Origin of the sequence: Lysinibacillus sp. FSL K6-0075, assembly GCF_038592945.1 — a bacterium.
Classification (GTDB): Bacteria; Bacillota; Bacilli; order Bacillales_A; family Planococcaceae; genus Lysinibacillus; species Lysinibacillus fusiformis_F.
In genome coordinates this window covers 2,002,708-2,019,380 of record NZ_CP151947.1, presented here as the reverse complement: position 1 = coordinate 2,019,380, position 16,673 = coordinate 2,002,708, and the positions used below count along the sequence as shown (strand labels likewise).

General features: G+C 40.6%; 19 protein-coding genes. 4 read left to right on the top strand and 15 right to left on the bottom strand.

What is annotated here, in order from left to right:
• Positions 1-239: 239 nt before the first annotated feature.
• A complete protein-coding gene (locus MHB65_RS09700; protein WP_342443277.1) occupies positions 240-1,004 on the top strand; it encodes a methyltransferase domain-containing protein in 765 nt (254 codons plus the stop codon).
• 45 nt (positions 1,005-1,049) lie between these two features.
• Here the strand turns inward: MHB65_RS09700 and MHB65_RS09695 are convergent, their stop codons facing one another.
• The 3 genes from MHB65_RS09695 to MHB65_RS09685 all read right to left on the bottom strand — a co-directional run bounded on the left by MHB65_RS09695 (position 1,050) and on the right by MHB65_RS09685 (position 3,077).
• Positions 1,050-1,370 (bottom strand): YnfA family protein, encoded by a 321-nt coding sequence (locus MHB65_RS09695; RefSeq protein ID WP_342443276.1) that lies wholly within the window; start codon positions 1,368-1,370, stop codon positions 1,050-1,052.
• Positions 1,371-1,411: 41 nt separating this feature from the next.
• Positions 1,412-2,146, bottom strand: a complete 735-nt coding sequence (locus MHB65_RS09690; RefSeq protein WP_342443275.1) for a sulfite exporter TauE/SafE family protein — start codon at positions 2,144-2,146, stop codon at positions 1,412-1,414.
• Positions 2,147-2,222: 76 nt separating this feature from the next.
• Entirely contained in the window at positions 2,223-3,077 is an 855-nt protein-coding gene (locus tag MHB65_RS09685; protein WP_342443274.1) for a LysR family transcriptional regulator, read from the bottom strand.
• Positions 3,078-3,188: 111 nt separating this feature from the next.
• Here MHB65_RS09685 and MHB65_RS09680 point away from each other — a divergent pair, with 111 nt between their 5' ends.
• Entirely contained in the window at positions 3,189-3,956 is a 768-nt protein-coding gene (locus MHB65_RS09680) for a sporulation protein (protein WP_342443273.1), read from the top strand.
• Positions 3,957-4,190: 234 nt separating this feature from the next.
• Here MHB65_RS09680 and MHB65_RS09675 read toward each other — a convergent pair whose 3' ends face one another.
• The gene (locus tag MHB65_RS09675) at positions 4,191-4,379 is read right to left on the bottom strand and encodes a hypothetical protein (protein ID WP_205442804.1); all 189 of its coding nucleotides are present in this window, start codon (positions 4,377-4,379) and stop codon (positions 4,191-4,193) included.
• Between the two features lie 209 nt (positions 4,380-4,588).
• On the opposite strand from MHB65_RS09675, the gene MHB65_RS09670 reads away from it, so the two are divergent.
• Positions 4,589-5,254 carry an HAD family hydrolase gene (locus tag MHB65_RS09670; RefSeq protein ID WP_342443717.1) on the top strand — a complete coding sequence of 222 codons (666 nt, stop codon included), beginning with the start codon at positions 4,589-4,591 and terminating at the stop codon, positions 5,252-5,254.
• 48 nt (positions 5,255-5,302) lie between these two features.
• Here the strand turns inward: MHB65_RS09670 and ptsP are convergent, their stop codons facing one another.
• The 11 genes from ptsP to MHB65_RS09615 form a co-directional block, all read right to left on the bottom strand.
• Positions 5,303-7,015 (bottom strand): phosphoenolpyruvate--protein phosphotransferase, encoded by a 1,713-nt coding sequence (gene ptsP / locus MHB65_RS09665; RefSeq protein WP_342443272.1) that lies wholly within the window; start codon positions 7,013-7,015, stop codon positions 5,303-5,305.
• Positions 7,012-7,278: an HPr family phosphocarrier protein gene (locus tag MHB65_RS09660; RefSeq protein WP_205442799.1), complete on the bottom strand. Its 267-nt coding sequence runs from the start codon at positions 7,276-7,278 to the stop codon at positions 7,012-7,014. The genes ptsP and MHB65_RS09660 overlap by 4 nt, the downstream gene beginning before the upstream one ends.
• Entirely contained in the window at positions 7,275-7,979 is a 705-nt protein-coding gene (locus MHB65_RS09655; protein ID WP_205442798.1) for a glucosamine-6-phosphate deaminase, read from the bottom strand. Before MHB65_RS09655 ends, MHB65_RS09660 begins: the two co-directional genes overlap by 4 nt.
• 20 nt (positions 7,980-7,999) lie before the next feature.
• The gene (locus MHB65_RS09650) at positions 8,000-8,710 is read right to left on the bottom strand and encodes an SIS domain-containing protein (RefSeq protein ID WP_342443271.1); all 711 of its coding nucleotides are present in this window, start codon (positions 8,708-8,710) and stop codon (positions 8,000-8,002) included.
• Positions 8,711-8,768: 58 nt separating this feature from the next.
• Positions 8,769-9,944, bottom strand: coding sequence for an N-acetylglucosamine-6-phosphate deacetylase (gene nagA, locus MHB65_RS09645; protein WP_342443716.1), 1,176 nt, complete (start codon positions 9,942-9,944; stop codon positions 8,769-8,771).
• An 88-nt stretch (positions 9,945-10,032) separates the two neighbouring features.
• On the bottom strand, positions 10,033-11,979 hold the full coding sequence (gene nagE, locus MHB65_RS09640; RefSeq protein WP_342443270.1) for an N-acetylglucosamine-specific PTS transporter subunit IIBC: 1,947 nt from the start codon (positions 11,977-11,979) through the stop codon (positions 10,033-10,035).
• A gap of 178 nt (positions 11,980-12,157) precedes the next feature.
• The gene (locus tag MHB65_RS09635) at positions 12,158-13,099 is read right to left on the bottom strand and encodes an ABC transporter permease (RefSeq protein ID WP_342443269.1); all 942 of its coding nucleotides are present in this window, start codon (positions 13,097-13,099) and stop codon (positions 12,158-12,160) included.
• Positions 13,077-13,997 carry an ABC transporter ATP-binding protein gene (locus MHB65_RS09630; RefSeq protein WP_205442789.1) on the bottom strand — a complete coding sequence of 307 codons (921 nt, stop codon included), beginning with the start codon at positions 13,995-13,997 and terminating at the stop codon, positions 13,077-13,079. The genes MHB65_RS09635 and MHB65_RS09630 overlap by 23 nt, the downstream gene beginning before the upstream one ends.
• Before the next feature lie 60 nt (positions 13,998-14,057).
• Positions 14,058-14,777, bottom strand: coding sequence for an ABC transporter ATP-binding protein (locus MHB65_RS09625; RefSeq protein WP_342443268.1), 720 nt, complete (start codon positions 14,775-14,777; stop codon positions 14,058-14,060).
• A 9-nt stretch (positions 14,778-14,786) separates the two neighbouring features.
• Positions 14,787-15,143: a GntR family transcriptional regulator gene (locus MHB65_RS09620; RefSeq protein WP_342443267.1), complete on the bottom strand. Its 357-nt coding sequence runs from the start codon at positions 15,141-15,143 to the stop codon at positions 14,787-14,789.
• Positions 15,140-15,916: a hypothetical protein gene (locus tag MHB65_RS09615; RefSeq protein ID WP_342443266.1), complete on the bottom strand. Its 777-nt coding sequence runs from the start codon at positions 15,914-15,916 to the stop codon at positions 15,140-15,142. The genes MHB65_RS09620 and MHB65_RS09615 overlap by 4 nt, the downstream gene beginning before the upstream one ends.
• 184 nt (positions 15,917-16,100) lie before the next feature.
• On the opposite strand from MHB65_RS09615, the gene MHB65_RS09610 reads away from it, so the two are divergent.
• A complete protein-coding gene (locus MHB65_RS09610; protein WP_342443265.1) occupies positions 16,101-16,661 on the top strand; it encodes an AAA family ATPase in 561 nt (186 codons plus the stop codon).
• Positions 16,662-16,673: the final 12 nt, after the last annotated feature.

Genomic DNA, 16,673 nt, shown 5'->3' with positions numbered 1-16,673 from the left:
TTTATAAAATAATTCTAAGCCCTTATCGGATGTGGAAAATTGATAGCCTGAAAAGCTAGCTGTTGTGGGAGAAACCTTTGTGATACTTTGAAAAGCTCACTGTGACTGACACCTTGTTTACTTTAGCAGAATAGGACATTCCTCACCGATCATTCCAATTTGGAATCAAAATTCATGCTTTTTCGCATTTCTGATTTCTGTTCTCCTTTGCTATGCTCAATTAAAGGAGATGAAATACGATGACAACAAAAACAAAATGGAATGCTCATTTATATGATGAAAAGCATGATTTCGTTTCAAAATTTGGTACAAGCTTAATCAACCTACTAGCGCCGCAAAAAAATGAACATATTTTAGATGTGGGCTGTGGTACAGGAGATTTGGCTAATGACATTTCAGCATTTGGGGCTTCTGTGATTGGAGTAGATGCCTCGGCTACGATGATTTTAGCTGCACAACAAAAATATCCTACCATTACCTTTCAAACGATGGAAGCTACAGCCATGCACTTTCCACAGCAATTTGATGCCGTTTTCTCCAATGCCGCACTTCATTGGATGAAGGAACCTGACGTAGTCATTGAAAACGTCTATGGCGCATTGAAGAACGGCGGACGCTTTGTGGCGGAAATGGGTGGACAAGGCAATATCGCTTCCATCGTATGGGCCTTGCAAAACAGTATGGACTCATTAAAGTTGCCCTATATCGAACACTATTTTCCTTGGTATTTTCCAAGCGCCGAGGAGTATCAATCCAAATTAGAGAATGTAGGCTTTCAGGTCGAGAATATGACGCTTTATAAACGTCCTACACCACTTCAAGGGCAGGATGGGCTTCGCAACTGGTTGGTGATGTTTAGTGATAATCTACTACAGCACTTAACGGCAGATGACAAGGAGCAGGTGTATGCGACATGTGAGGAATTATTAAAGCCAACTTGCTTTCACCACGATGAATGGGTTATTGATTATTATCGTCTACGCTTTATTGCGCGTAAAAAATAGTTCAAAAAAGGTTACTAGCCTGTCCTAGTAACCTTTTTTTCCATGCTAAGAGCGAGGCAGCAATATCACAATAACGCCTATTAAGCATATCCCGGCGCCAATAAAGTCCAAGTAATCGGGCTTTTTGCCATCAATGCCCCACCCCCATAAAATGGACAGCACGATGAATACCCCACCATAGGCTGCATAAACTCGCCCAAACGTTGGAAAGGACTGGAATGTTGCGACTACACCGTACAGAGCAAGTGCAAATCCGCCAATAATACCCCAATAAAAAGGTTTGCCCTCTCGTAACCAAAGCCAAATTAAATAGCCTCCACCTATTTCGCCAATTCCCGCAAGAATAAATAATAATATAGCTGTCATACTGTATCTCTCTTTCTCGTTTTAACTCTATTATACATGTCTTACAAGCCCCAATAGGTAATGGTGTCCGTCATTCCGATTAAAATTAATAGGATACCTGCTGTCATTTGAATAGCCCTTCCCATCTTCATACTTTTGCGTAGGATAAGACGCTTGGTATCAAAGACGTAGATCAGCAGAAGCATGATGATAAGTGGTACAGCGGTCGCTATGCCAAAAATACTAGGGAGGACCAAGCCATAGGAAGTGCTCGCCACAAGGGGCATTAACCACACAAAGAACAAGACAAACATAGTGGGACAAAAGGCAATCGAAAAACTAGCGCCCATTAAGAACGAGCCGAGTTTCCCCTCTTTGACTACAGGCGGCAGCAGCGATGTTAAGCGTTGCAGAAAGGTTAATTTGAATAAACCGATTAGCACCAGCCCTGTTAGCAGCATCATCGGTCCAATAGCCTTACGAAAAATTGGAAAATAAACGGTCATCTTTGTTTCAAACGATTGTCCAAATAGCCATGCACAAAAGCCAAGTCCACTAAAAACAACCACTTTCCCTACAATAAAAAATACAATCTCCTGCCAATTACTGCTCTTTTGAAGTGTTCGATTGCCGTAGAATGTAATGGCACTCATATTACCTGTTAATTGACATGGAGCAAATGCGCCTATCAAGCCAAGAAGAAAGGCCATCATCAAGGCAGAATGCTCATAGCCCTGTATAAATTGCGTAATGGGCTCACTAATAACCTGACTAATGGTGGACAACATACTATACATATCAACACCCTCTATCTATCCTTTATACTAAAATAGTATAAAGGTACATTATGAAGAAACAGTGCAGAAAGCAGCTTTACCCATACACGCTATTACACGCTTCTAAAAAATCATCATAATCAGCCGAGACATATTTTGTAAGCAAATATGTATCCGATACAATATGGGAAAATTCTTTTACTGAATAGCTATGTAGAAGGTGTTGCTGACAATCTGCTTCAATCACACTTTTAGGCAATAAGGCGATACCAAGACCATGCTTGACGAAATGCTTAATCACCTCTGTTTGATTGATATGCATTGTTTGATGGCTGGCAAATTGCTGTAGCACCTGTTGAACCTCCTGCCAATAGGGCGCATACGCATGGGTGAAAAGTGTTTCCTGCTGTAAAAGTGTGAAAGCATCCTTGTCCTTTTTAGCCATAGGGGCAATCAAATGCAGCGGTTCCTGTGCGAGCATCACCGTGTGTAGCTCACGAGTTGAGGTTAATTTGGATAAGCCAATATCGATTACACCAGTAAATACCGCTTCCCCGATTTCATTGGATTTTAAAAGTTCTATCACTACTTGAGTAGTTGGCTTTCGGCGCTGAAATGCTGTGATGATGGCAGGTAATGTTGAATTCGCTATTTGTGGAGCAACACCAAGCGTAAGTTTAGCGGTATAGCCTTTTACGAAGGCATCCATCTGATGTAGCCCTTCATCTAAAGCGGACAAAATTTTTTGTGCCTGCTGACTAAAATAAGCACCCTGCCGATTTAACATTACCTGTTTGCCCTGTCGATCAAATAATGGCGTTTGCAATGCCCTTTCTAAATGCTGGATGTGCTTCGTCACGGTCGATTGTGTAATAAAGCGTTTTTCAGCTGTTTCTCGAAAGTTTTCGGTTTGTGCTGCCACCATAAATGTGCGTAGCCATTCTGTTTCCATCGCTATCCCTCTTTCGTTTTCAACTAGTATAGCGAAAAATTTGTAAGTCTTGAAACCTTTTTTCAACATAAGCGTATGTATAGCTAACGATGTCAGTAGGAGGAATGAAAGATGTCTTTTTTTCATAAAGCATTAGCAAGTATTGGAATAGGTTCAGCAACAGTGGATACAAGATTGGAAAAGGAAACTTATCATGCTGGAGAGGTTATGCAGGGGGAAATCATAGTGCGTGGCGGTCAAGTCGAGCAACAAGTGGATACCATTTATTTATCCGTCAATACGACGTATATTCGCGAGTCAAATGATCACAAACATACAGAGGTTGCCGCACTACAAAAAGTCAAAGTAACAGAGCCTTTCACACTGGCGGCTGGCGAAGAAAAGGTCTTTCCCATTTCATTAACACTACCATTTGAAACACCGATTAGTGCTGGTAAAACACAGGTCTGGATTCAAACGGGTCTGGATATTAAAAATGCGGTCGATCCGAGTGATAAGGATTATATTCGTGTTGAGCCAACAGCGCTTGCAGGACATATATTAGATGCGATTCGTGGATTGGGTTTCCGTTTACGTGAAGCTGAATGTGAACAAGCCCCTTCACGCTTCCGTGGCTACTATCCATTTGTCCAGGAATTTGAATTTGTACCAACTGGACAATTTAGAGGTCATTTAGATGAGCTAGAAGTAGTTTTCCTCTCTCAGTCCAACCATTCTGCAGAGATTTTAATGCAAATTGACCGCAAAGTCAAAGGCATTGGTAGCTTTTTTGCCGAGGCATTAGATATGGATGAAAGCTATGTTCGCACAACGATTACGATGCACGACCTACCAACACTGCAGGCGAAGCTTCAGCAAATCATTTCAAAACATGCCTAATAAACTAAAACTTCAGACGTTCACTTTTGAAGCACAAAAATTTAATTTCAACATAAATAGGGTACGAAATCACATTGATTTTCGTACCCTATTTAATAGAATTAGTTTATAAAATCACATAGCATTTGTCGTGCCTTTTTTAGAACGGGCATGTTTCTAATTCCCATTTAGAGGAACTATCAATGACGAAGAACCGAAACTAATTAATTTAATTTCTTCACTCAAGCAGTAAAATCACTTAATTAATTTTTCTGGTTTTTTTACTTTTATTGAAGCAACTTCTCCACAATCCAAACAAACCGTAAAGATTCTCTCAGAACCTATAGCAATTTTCTTATCAACTGGACGAAGATTTATGAAATCCATCGCTTCTACAAATGAATCTCCTCCACAACTTTTACATTTCATTTCCTTAATATCCATTTAAATTTTCCCCCTGCTATATCTTGTTTTTAGTACATTTATCATGAGTATTGATTTCCTTAATTGTCTATACATCGTATGCAAATATACAAAATTTTACTTAATGTATATATTTAACTCGTAAATAAGTATGTAAATTCTCTATAAATAAGCAACCCTTTTATAATTCAGCTACTTTTTTACAATCAAAAAGGATGGTGAAATGGATGGTGATTAAAGCGGCATTATTTGATTTAGACGGAACATTATTAAATAGAGATGCATCTGTCCAACTGTTCATCGAGCAGCAATATGAGCGATTAAAGGCGGTTCTCGGTTGCATTCCAAAGGAACAGTATATAACTCGTTTTATCCAATTAGATAAGCGAGGCTACGTTTGGAAGGATCGCGTCTATCAGCAATTAGTGGAGGAATTTCATCTTGTTCATATAACGTGGGAAGCACTTCTGCAAGATTACCTAAATGAATTCAAATATAGCTGTGTCCCGTTTCCTAACCTTATTTCTATGCTAGAGCAATTGAAAAGGGATCAGTTGATTTTAGGCATGATTACAAATGGCTATGGGCAATTTCAGATGGGCAATATAAAGGCATTAGCAATTGAGCAGTATTTTGATGTCATTTTAGTTTCTGAATGGGCAGGAATGAAAAAACCCAATCCTCAACTATTTTTGAACGCAATCGAAAACCTGAATGTGCTGCCTCATGAATGTGTTTTTATCGGCGATCATCCTGAAAATGATGTCAAAGCTGCTCAGCATGTAGGAATGAAGGGCATTTGGAAAAAGGATAAACAATGGGACGATGTTGAAGCGGATGCCCTCGTGGAGGATTTATTAGAAATACCTATAATCATCAACTCTTTCAGCCAGTGATGCCAAAAAAGCCCATCTACTTGTTGGTAGATGGGCTATCGTTCTATCTTATTTCAATGCTTGCTTTACTTTTTCTAGCACTTCCTCAGCTGTGGCTAACTGTAAAGCCTCCGTTGCTAAAGTCTGCATCTCTGGGACAGATAATTGCTTCAGCAAGGCGCGTGTTTTTAAAATCGATGTGGCACTCATAGAGAACTCATCTAAGCCTAAGCCTAGTAATAGAGGAACAGCTAGCTCATCGCCTGCCATTTCTCCACACATCCCTACCCATTTCTGTTCTTGATGGGCAGCATTAATGACCATTTGAATTAAACGTAAAATGGCTGGATTATACGGTTGATATAAATAGGCAACTTTTTCATTCATGCGATCTGCAGCCATTGTATATTGAATTAAATCATTTGTGCCAATGGAGAAGAAATCCACTTCTTTTGCAAAAATATCGGCCATTACGGCTGTCGATGGAATTTCAACCATCATCCCGACCTCTATAGACGAGCCTACTGCAATACCTGCCGCTATCAGCCTTTCCTCTTCTTCAAGCAAAATCGCTTTAGCCTCACGGAATTCTTGAATGGTCGCAATCATGGGGAACATAATTTTTAAGTTTCCGTAGACAGATGCTCGAAGGAGGGCACGCAATTGTGTGCGGAATAGCTCCTGCTGGTCTAGACATAGACGAATGGCACGATGACCAAGGAATGGGTTCATTTCTTCCTGCAAAGGTAAGTATGGCAAGTGTTTGTCGCCACCGATATCCAGTGTTCGAATAACAACTGGCTTGCCCTTCATTCCTTCCATGACAGTTTTATACGCTATAAATTGTTCTTCCTCTGATGGCAAATTTTCTCGGCCCATATATAAAAACTCTGTACGATACAGGCCAATTCCTTCTGCCCCATGACGTAATACACCATCCAAATCACTTGGTGATCCAATATTAGCCGCTAGCTCCACATGCACGCCATCTTTAGAAACAGTTTGCTCATTCACTAAAGTAGACCATTCTGCCTGCTGTGCACGATAGTTTTGTGCCTTTTCCTGGTAGTCCGCAATCACATCGGCTGTTGGATTTACTAGGACTTGACCCGCTAAGCCATCCACGATTAATTGATCGCCATTCTGAATCGTTGTCGTAGCTGTCCCTGCCCCTACTACTGCTGGGATTTCTAAGCTCCGAGCCATGATGGCCGAATGGGATGTACGCCCACCAATATCAGTAATAAAACCGAGCACATAGTTGCGATCTAATTGGGCTGTCTCTGAAGGTGTCAAATCATTCGCTACGATAATGACCTGTTCGTTGATATTGCTTGGATTTGGAATATGTACACCGAGTAAATGTGCTAATATGCGATTTGTCACATCTTTAATATCTGATGCACGTGCACTCATGTATTCGTCATCCATACCTTCAAATAATGCCACAAACATAGAGGACACTTCATGCAATGCATACTCTGCGTTGACCGCTTCGTCAGCAATTTTTTGATTGATGGGGCCAATTAATTCGGGATCATTGACCACTAATAAATGCGCCTCAAAAATCGCTGCTTCTTCCGCACTAAATTTTTTCAATGTTTGCTGTTGAATGACAGCCAGTTCTTGCTCCGCTTTGGCAAGAGCGGCTGTTAAACGTTGCTGCTCTGCCTCGATATCAGGAACAGTTGTTTTAGCAAATGTTAAATCTGGTTGGACGAAACGATATGCTTTCGCAATGGCAATGCCGTCTGAAGCGGCAATACCAGTGAGTTGTGTCATTGTGCAAGCCCCATTTCTGTAATGAGTGTCGTTAATGCTGCTAATGCTTGCTCTTCGTCTTCCCCCTCTACAGCAAGTGTAAATTGTGAACCTTGCTTTAAGGCTAATCCCATCACACCTAAAATCGATTTTAAATTAGCTGCTTTTTCTTCTGTGCGTATTTCAATAGATGAAGTAAACGGTGTTGCTTTTGCCACAAGCTGGCTTGCTGGTCGTGCATGAATACCTAAAGGATCGACTACTGTAAATTGTTGTGTTTTCATAATTTATTCTCCTCTTCTTGTAAGTCTGTTAAAACAATAACATTTGGATGTTTGGATAAAACAGTGGCTGGTACATCTTCTGTATAATCAGAAGACAGTAAGCGCTCTAACACCTCACGCTTAGCTTCTCCCACTGCGAGTAACAAAATGCATTTTGCACGCATAATCGATTGAATACCCATTGTATATGCCTGTGTTGGCACTTCGTCAATGGAAGAAAAGAAACGCGCATTGGCTTGACGAGTGGATTCTTCGAGTGTCACAAGATGTGTTAAAGAAGCAAATGGCGTACCAGGCTCATTGAAGCCGATATGACCATTTTGACCGATACCAAGTAATTGGAAGTCTAATGGATATTGTTGCAATAATCCTTCATAGCGAGCTGTTTCCACTAGAGGATCTATTGCTAAACCATCCGGTAAATACGATGCTAGAAATGGTTTTTGGTTAAATAAATGTTTGCTCATATAATAGGCGTAGCTTTGCTTATGTGTTGCCTCAAGCCCGACATATTCATCCAAATTAAAGCTAATGCTCTGTGAAAAATCAATATCTGTTTGACAAATTTTAGCATACAGCGGTTCCATTGTTCCACCAGTAGCTAATCCGAACGTTGTTGCGCCATTATTTTTTGCTTCCACGATGGTTGCTACTGCATGTGTATATAAATCATCCATTGAGGAAAATCTTTTTATTTTCACCACATATCCTCCTTTGTGCCTTAGAAATGAATGCGCTGACCATATTGATCAATGAGCGCATCGTTATTGTTTTCCCCTAAATTACTGCTACCAAACACAGGTATGCTTGCGCCCTGTGCATGCATCAGCTCAATGATTTGAGCGAATAAAGCATTTAATAAAGTTGCACCTAACACTGTTGATACAGGAGCATATTGCAACTGGTCAACGGTTAACACACCGTCGCCTAATGGCACATGCGTATTCAATACTTCATCTACTACTTGCTCTAAACGCTTGCCTGATGAATGGCGTGATGGCTGCTGCTGATATTCGAGAGACTGCAGTGATATGGTCAAAGCGCCCGCTTCCTTTGCAAAAATAGACATATCAATGGGCGCTGGATTATTGGCAGAGGTTGAAATGATGATACAAACATCTTGGTCATCAAATTGCAGCCGATCCTTATAGGAGGCTAAAAAAGCCTGTTTTTTTTCATTTTGTGAGGATTGCCGTGCACCCTGATGTAGCATTAACGATTCAATGTGTATGGGTTTGACAGGCACTAAGCCACCTGCTCGGTAGTAACATTCCTGTGCTAATAGCATGGAATGACCAGAGCCAAAGAGCTGAATGATGCCTCCCTGTGTGAGACGTTTAACAATTTGCTCGGCAATACGCATCAGTTGATTGCTTTCCTGTTGTGCCATCATTGTTAAATATCGATTAACTTGTTGAAAATAGGTATTCATGTTCTATCACCTTTTCATTTCCATCGTTTCATGCTAGATGTTTGCATAACTCCTGACATTATTGCCCATCACCAGCTAGCATTGCATCATAGAAGACCTTGCCCGCCTTAATCGTTTGATGAAGCTTTAAATGTTCATCCAAAATTACCGCATCGGCATCATAGCCTTGCACAAGCTGTCCCTTATTACTTAGCTTCAATTGCTCTGCAGCATTAAAGCTGGACATTTTGACAAGCTCCTCCAGCGTACAATTCGTAATGTGACGCATATTCCGTACAGCTTGATCCATTTTTAAAATACTGCCTGCTAACGAACCGTTCGGTAAATGGGCGCCTGCCTCTGTTACATGTACTGTTTGACCACCTAAATCATACGCTCCAAATGGCATGCCCTTTGCGCGCATCGCATCGGTAATTAAAATCAGTCCGTCTGCTCCCTTTAAACGATAGGCCATTTCCACCGCGCCTTCATGCATATGGATAAAATCAACAATTAGCTCAGCCTTAATCGTATCTAGCAGCAGGACACCACCAACTACACCTGGATCTCGATGGTGGAATGGACGCATTTGATTGTATAAGTGTGTTCCCTGTGTGGCACCTAATTGAACCGCTTGTTGCATTTGCTCAAAGGTAGCATCCGAGTGACCAATCGAAACAATGACACCGCTAGCAGAAATACTTTGCACAGCTGCCATGCCATTCGATTCTTCTGGTGCTAGCGTAATTTGCTTAATTTTATGGCCACTGAGTTCCTGCCATTTTGTCCATCTATCCAAATCTAGCTCGACAATATATTCAAGAGGCTGTGCCCCTGCTCGCTGCTTCGAGACAAATGGCCCTTCGATATGAATACCTAGTACCTCCGCTTCGTCTGGCTGTGGCTGGAACTGCGCCACATTTTCAATAGCTCGCTCAATGTTGTCATAGCTTTGTGTCATCGTTGTGGCTAAAAAGCTTGTCGTCCCTTCTTTTAAAAGGGATTGGGCCATCGTATGAAGCCCTTCATCTGAAGCATCCATTGTATCCATTTGAGCGGACCCATGAATGTGCATATCAATAAATCCTGGCAATAAAAATTTCCCTGATCCATCTAGCTGATCTGCATCATGAATATCGAGATGGGGAGCAATTTGCGCAATTTTACCATCCTTCATCCACACATCTACCTGTTCATCTCGTCCATTGGCATTCACCACTGTGATATTTCGAATGAATAAACTCAAGAAAAACATCTCCTTCTTGAACAAGGGCTGTCGAAAAGGCATCCATTTGCAATAGCTCATTGCCTCTGTGTACCTTCGCTAACAGCCCCATTAGTCGTTACTTCTTCATTGTAATAATATTCGTTGAGCCTGCTCGTTGGTAGCCCGTTTTTTCAAGTGTAATCTCTTGCCCCATTAAGCTTGTAAAGACAACTGGTGTGATGACAGAAGGTACTTGGCCTTCAATCTGTATGATGTCTGCTTTTAATAGCGCATCCCCACGCTTAATTTTTTGACCATCTGTAACGAACAGTTCAAAGCCTTCACCATTTAGTTTGACCGTATCTAAGCCAACATGAATTAATACTTCCATACCTGTATCTGATTTCAAGCCGATTGCATGCTTTGTTGGGAAAATCATTACTACCTGACCATCGAATGGTGCATAAACTGCTCCATCTGTCGGACGAATACCGAAACCTGGGCCCATCAAGCCTGCTGAAAATGCCTCATCTGGCACGTCTGTTAAAGGTAATAAATCACCAGTCATTGGCATCTCGAAATCACGGAATGTCATGGTCTCGTTCTTTACTGCCTCTTCCACGACAGGCTGTGCAGTAGGAAGTTCAGCGTTGGTTGGTGCTGGATTGCCTTTTTTCAAACGCTCTTTCATGGCCTCAGCTAAAAACTCTACAGATGTTCCAATAATTACTTGAACATTCGTTTTACTGATACGCATTACACCTCGTGCACCTGTTTGTTTCAGTGTTTTATCATCTACAACATTCGCATCCTGTACAGACAGACGTAAGCGAGTTGTACAGTAATCCACTTGCTGAATATTGTCTTTTCCACCCAATGCTTCAATTGTATAGTAGGCACGTAAATCGACATCATTAGAAATGGTAGCATTTACTTCGCCATCCTCTTCCTCATCGTCTTCACGTCCAGGTGTTTTTAAATCTAATTTTTTGATTAAGAAATAGAAGACAACAAAGTAAATTGCCCCAAAGCCCAAGCCTAACGGTAATAATAGCAATGGTTTATCTGCTAGACCTAAATTGAGCAAGTAGTCAATTAAACCTGCCGAGAAGCCAAAGCCGTCACGGAACCCAACAATATAGGCAACTGCAAGCGAAATACCTGTTAATACCGCATGGATACCATAAAGAACTGGTGATAAGAACATAAATGAAAATTCAATCGGCTCTGTAACCCCTGTTAAAAAGGCTGTTAAAGCGATAGATACGAACATCCCACCAACGATCGGTCGTTTTTCTTTTTTCGCTGTAAAATACATCGCAAGACATGCTGCTGGTAAACCGAACATCATAATGGGGAAGAAGCCAGCTTGGAAATGTCCAGCTGATGTGTCTCCTGCCAGGAAGCGATTGATGTCCCCTTTCACGATTTCGCCTGCAGCATTCGTAAATTCACCGAAATCAAACCAAATAATGGTATTGATTACATGGTGTAGACCCACTGGAATTAATAGACGGTTGAAGAAACCATACATCCCTACGCCAAGTGATCCTGCCCCAATCATCCAATTGCCGACAGCATCTATGCCACCTTGAATTGGTCCCCATACGATCGCTAAAATACTCCCTAAAATCGCCATGGTGATGGATGTAATAATTGGCACAAAGCGCCGTCCACCAAAGAATGATAACCATTCTGGAAATTTCACATTATAATATTTGTTATACAATAAGCCTGCCGTAATACCAGCAATAATGCCACCAAACACACCCATATTTAATTCTTCATTAACAGTTCCTAAAACGGCTATTAAAACAAGATGCGCAATTGCACCCGCAAGAGCTGCGCCGCCACTGCTATCGTGTGCCAATCCCATCGCAATACCGATGGCAAAAATAATTGGTAAATTCCCTAGTATAGCATTACCAGAAGCGGCCATAATACTAGCAATGTACTGGATCGCTTCATTCGGTACGGCCCCAAGCATATCCCCTGAACCTAAACGCAATAGTAATGCTGCTGCTGGTAATGTAGCAATTGGAAACATGAGCGACTTACCGATTTTTTGTAAGAAAGCAAACATTCATTATCCCCCTTTGGTATAGTTGTCTAGACCACTTTAGTAAAAAAAAAGCGTTTTCACTAAGTTGCTATTATTATAGGCGCAATTCAAAAAAAAATAAATACTTTTTTAATATTTCGTGATGTCAAACAAAAAAACCGCACCCTAATCTGAAATTAGGGCACAGTTCTTATTTAGCTTATGCCGTGACATCACGTTTCATAAAGGTTGAATAACTAATGACAAGGAAAACTAATGCGTAAATAGCAAGTACTGTTAGTGAGAAGGGCATCGTTACATCAGCAATGATAGAGCCTCCACCATGTTCATACTGTGTTAAATCAGAATGTGTTAGCCAAATATATTTGACGATGTCATATCGGCTTAAGAACATGACAATCATGCCGCCTGTAAAGGAAAGGAACATCGTTAAACCGATTGCTAAGGAGCTTGAACGGAACACAGAACCTATCAAAAAGGCAAATAATGTAGACATCACAAAATCGCCACCAGATAATAGGTAATGATAGGCTAAATCACCCCATACGCCCTTTTCAACAACCTGTTCATTGACGATTTCTAATTCGACACCTGTTCCCATGCCGAACAAGACTAAGCCGACGAGCGCACTTACCACCACGTTGACCACATACAATAACAAACCAAAGAGGAATGTTGTCAGTAATTTAGACGTTAACACTTTTGCACGGGACATTGGACGCGTTAAGAGCATTTTAATCGTCCCTGTTGAAAATTCGCTCGATACAATACTCGCTGCGGTAATGACTGTAAATAAAGTGACAAGCGTTAGCATGCCGCTTGTAAAGGACATAAAGCTCACAAGGCTACTATCCTTTTGACTTGGTGCATCATTAGCTAAACGATATTCAGAAATAGCCATCTGCTCTTGAAAGTATGCTTTATCTTCCTCCGTTAAATCTTCACCTGCTAGCCTCTCTTTATACGACTGAATGGCCTCCTGCTCTATGTCCTGCCAAGAGCCTTCAACTGGGGATTTTACTTCATAATATTTTGTGATTCCAGCTGGAACAAGAATGACAAGAATCAGCATGGCCACCATTGCCCATGTTCCTTTTTTATGCCATAATTTCATCCACTCATTTTGAATTAGCTTCAGCAATTTGTCCGCCTCCCGTCATTTCTAAGAATTGATCCTCTAATGTTTTTTGATGTGGCTGTACAGCAAATAATTGAATACCCGCTTGGACTAGTTGTGTTGTCATAGCTGGGACATCCTCTTTCTTCATTTCCACCACATAGCCTTGATTTTCTGCTACAAAGTTAAAGTCACGCTGTTCCAGATAAGCAGACACCTGCTCTTTTGGCTGTGCCTCCACATAATAAAATGATGAGCTTTCATTGTGAATATCACGCAGATCAATTAGCTGCCCATTTTGGATCACGGCCACACGATCACACATCAATTCAATCTCAGATAATAAGTGACTTGAGACAAAGACGGATACGCCCTCTTCAGAAGCAATCTTACGCAGGTACATACGAAACTCACGAATACCAGCAGGGTCTAAGCCATTCGTCGGCTCATCTAAAATCAAAAACTTCGGTCTGTGCAATAGCGCCTGAGCTAACCCTAGTCGTTGTCTCATACCAAGTGAATACGTAGAGACCTTTTCATGGATACGATTTTCGAGCCCAACCTGTTGAATGACCTCCTGAATTCGTTCCTTCGTTACATTTTTATGCATACGTGCAAAATGTAGTAAATTTTTATAGCCTGACATAAATTTATACATTTCTGGATTTTCTACAATGACGCCAACCTTACTAATGGCTTCCTCATAATGATCCTTAAGTGAAAGCCCATCGATGATGACATTGCCCTCTGTTGGATGCATAAGTCCTGTCATCATTCGGATCGTTGTTGTTTTCCCCGCTCCATTCGGTCCTAAAAATCCTGTAATTTGGCCTGGATATAAATCAATGTTTAACTGTTGAATTAATTGCTTTCCTCGAATCGTCTTCGATAAATTTTGCAATTGTACAATTGGTTCAGTCATATTTTTCACCCTTTCTAATCTATTTCGACTTGGCATAATGGCTTACTGACAATTTTTTCTTCACCTTGAGCTGTCGATATCTTTTACTGAAGGACGATAAAATCCTTTCATCCACTCGACCGCATCCTTATTGGCCACATCGCGTAATGTTTCGACTTCCTCATAGGCCGTAATAGAGCCCGCCTGCAATAAAATAATTTGATCTAAAATAGGCTCTACCTCATATAATTCATGTGTGGATAGCAAAATCGTTTGATTTTCGATATCCGTAAATTGAATTAAGCCTTTAATCAGCTGCTCTCTCACTATGGGGTCTAGCCCAGCAAACGGCTCATCCATGACATAATAAGGAACCTCTCGCCCAAGGGTTGCAGCCATTTTCATACGACCACGATTGCCCTTTGACAATTGGCGTAGCTTCGTGCCTTTATCTACCTGTAAAAATTGTGCAACGATACAGGCCTTATCATAGGAAAAATCTGCAAACTGAGAGGCATAATGCTGGAAGAGCTGTTCACCCGTGTAGTACTCAAAAAATAAATCCGTATCGGGCAAATAAGCAATTTGGTCAGCACTTCTACGTGTGACAGGCTCACCATCCAGTGTGACCTCACCAGCAGAGGGTCGCAGTAAGCCAGCTAATACCTTCATTAGCGTCGATTTACCACTCCCATTTTCCCCTACAAGTCCAATGATTTGTCCAATCGGGAAGGAAAAGGATAGATCCTGTAAAATCGGCTTTTTCTTATATTGAAAAGATACATTTGATAGCTGTAACATCCCTTCACCTCACCCTTTATTTTTCAAAACCACAAGCATCTCTTCCTTCGAAAAGCCTAAAGCCTCAATCGAAGTTAAAAAATTTTCAGCTAGCTGGTTTTTCATCTCTTCCCGCAATAATTCAATGCGTTCCTCATTGCTCGTAATAAATGTACCCTGTCCTCGTTTGGTTTCCGTTATATTCATCGCCTCTAACTCCTTATAGACACGTTGCACCGTATTGACATTGACACCTGTTTCTACTGCATATTCTCGAACGGAGGGAAGTCGATCACCTAGATGCAACTTTCCCTTCAAAATGTCCCCACAAATTCGATCGACAAGCTGGCTATAAATGGGTTTATCACGCGAAAAATCCATCGTCATCGTAAAACCACCCTTTCAAGCCACTTCGATGCTGCTAAAAAGAGCAGTAGCAGGAATAACGTAATGGCCACTTCCTCGACAATATAAATCGAGCCCAGCATCCATTCTATTGTCATCCCTTTCGCTTTTGGTAGGTACTGTTCAATATGGTGAAGCGAAACTTCTCCATGGAGGAAAATCGTTCGATACAGCTGACTCTCCGTCACTCGCACCCAACCAGCTGTCGTTAAATAAAACGCAACCATTGTCAACACAATCGAAAAACGACCGATTAGGCGCTTCAATTGCAAATAAAAAGCTAAAAAGAATAAAAGCACGATAAATAGCATTAACTGTAAAATCGTCAATATAATAACAATTATTACTAAAATTAATAAAATTTGTCCAGTGTTCGCAATTAGCTCCTCTTTCATATGGAAAATGGCTATACTCGTGAAAAGGGTATTAAAGAGGATATATCCTACTAACGAACAAACTAACTTTGCCCCGATAAGCTTCGTGATGGAGCTTGTTGAATGGAGCCAGCTCTCCTTTGCTTTAATATCCAATCGCATCGACGCTAAAAATTGTAAGATAGAATAAAATCCACCTAGAAAAAGGACGAGTATCGTAAAGGCAAATGCTAATTGATACTCATGTGCAAAGAAATCGACATACTGATGTAATATATAGGGAACGATCCAAGATAGCATAAGACCCATAAATATCCCTACTAGAAACCATGAGCGATAAAGTACCCATTCTTTTTTTAAAAGTCCTACAAAACTTTTCAATCACAACACCTCGTGTCATAGTGTACTAGTCACATATTACACTATGACTTTTTAGTTGGCAAGTGGCAAATACAAGAAAAAGGAAATTTCTATTGCTCAGGTCTTTCCTTCTAATCGTCTTCCATTATTCCTTTATCTATGCTTTACTCTTTATAGGATAATATTGGATATTAGGAGGGCGTTTATGAAATTTATTCTTATCTTTGGACCACAAGCAGTTGGGAAGATGACTGTTGGACAGGAATTAGCTAAAATAACAAATTTGAAGCTTTTTCATAATCATATGACGATTGATTTAGTGGGACATTTTTTTGATTACAGCACGAAAGAAGGAAAAAGATTAGTAAATTTGTTTCGTCAGGAGATATTTGAAGAAGTATCAAAGAGCGATATGTATGGCATGATTTTTACTTACGTTTGGGCATTGAATCTACAAGCTGACTGGGATTATGTGAATCAAATCTCGCAGTTGTTTGAGTCCAGAGATGGTATTGTTTACTATGTGGAACTTGAGGCTGATTTCGATGAAAGACTTGAGCGTAATAAAAGTGATAACCGACTTGCACATAAGCCATCTAAAAGAGATATAGAATGGTCCGAGGCTGACTTAAAAATATCAATGGAGCAGTATAGGTTGAATTCTTTAGAAGGTGAGATTCCTTATTCAAATTATATCAAAATCAATAATACAAATTTGAGTGCACCAGAAGTGGCGAAAATCATCAAGAAAAGCTTTCATTTCTAAATTGATAAGAAG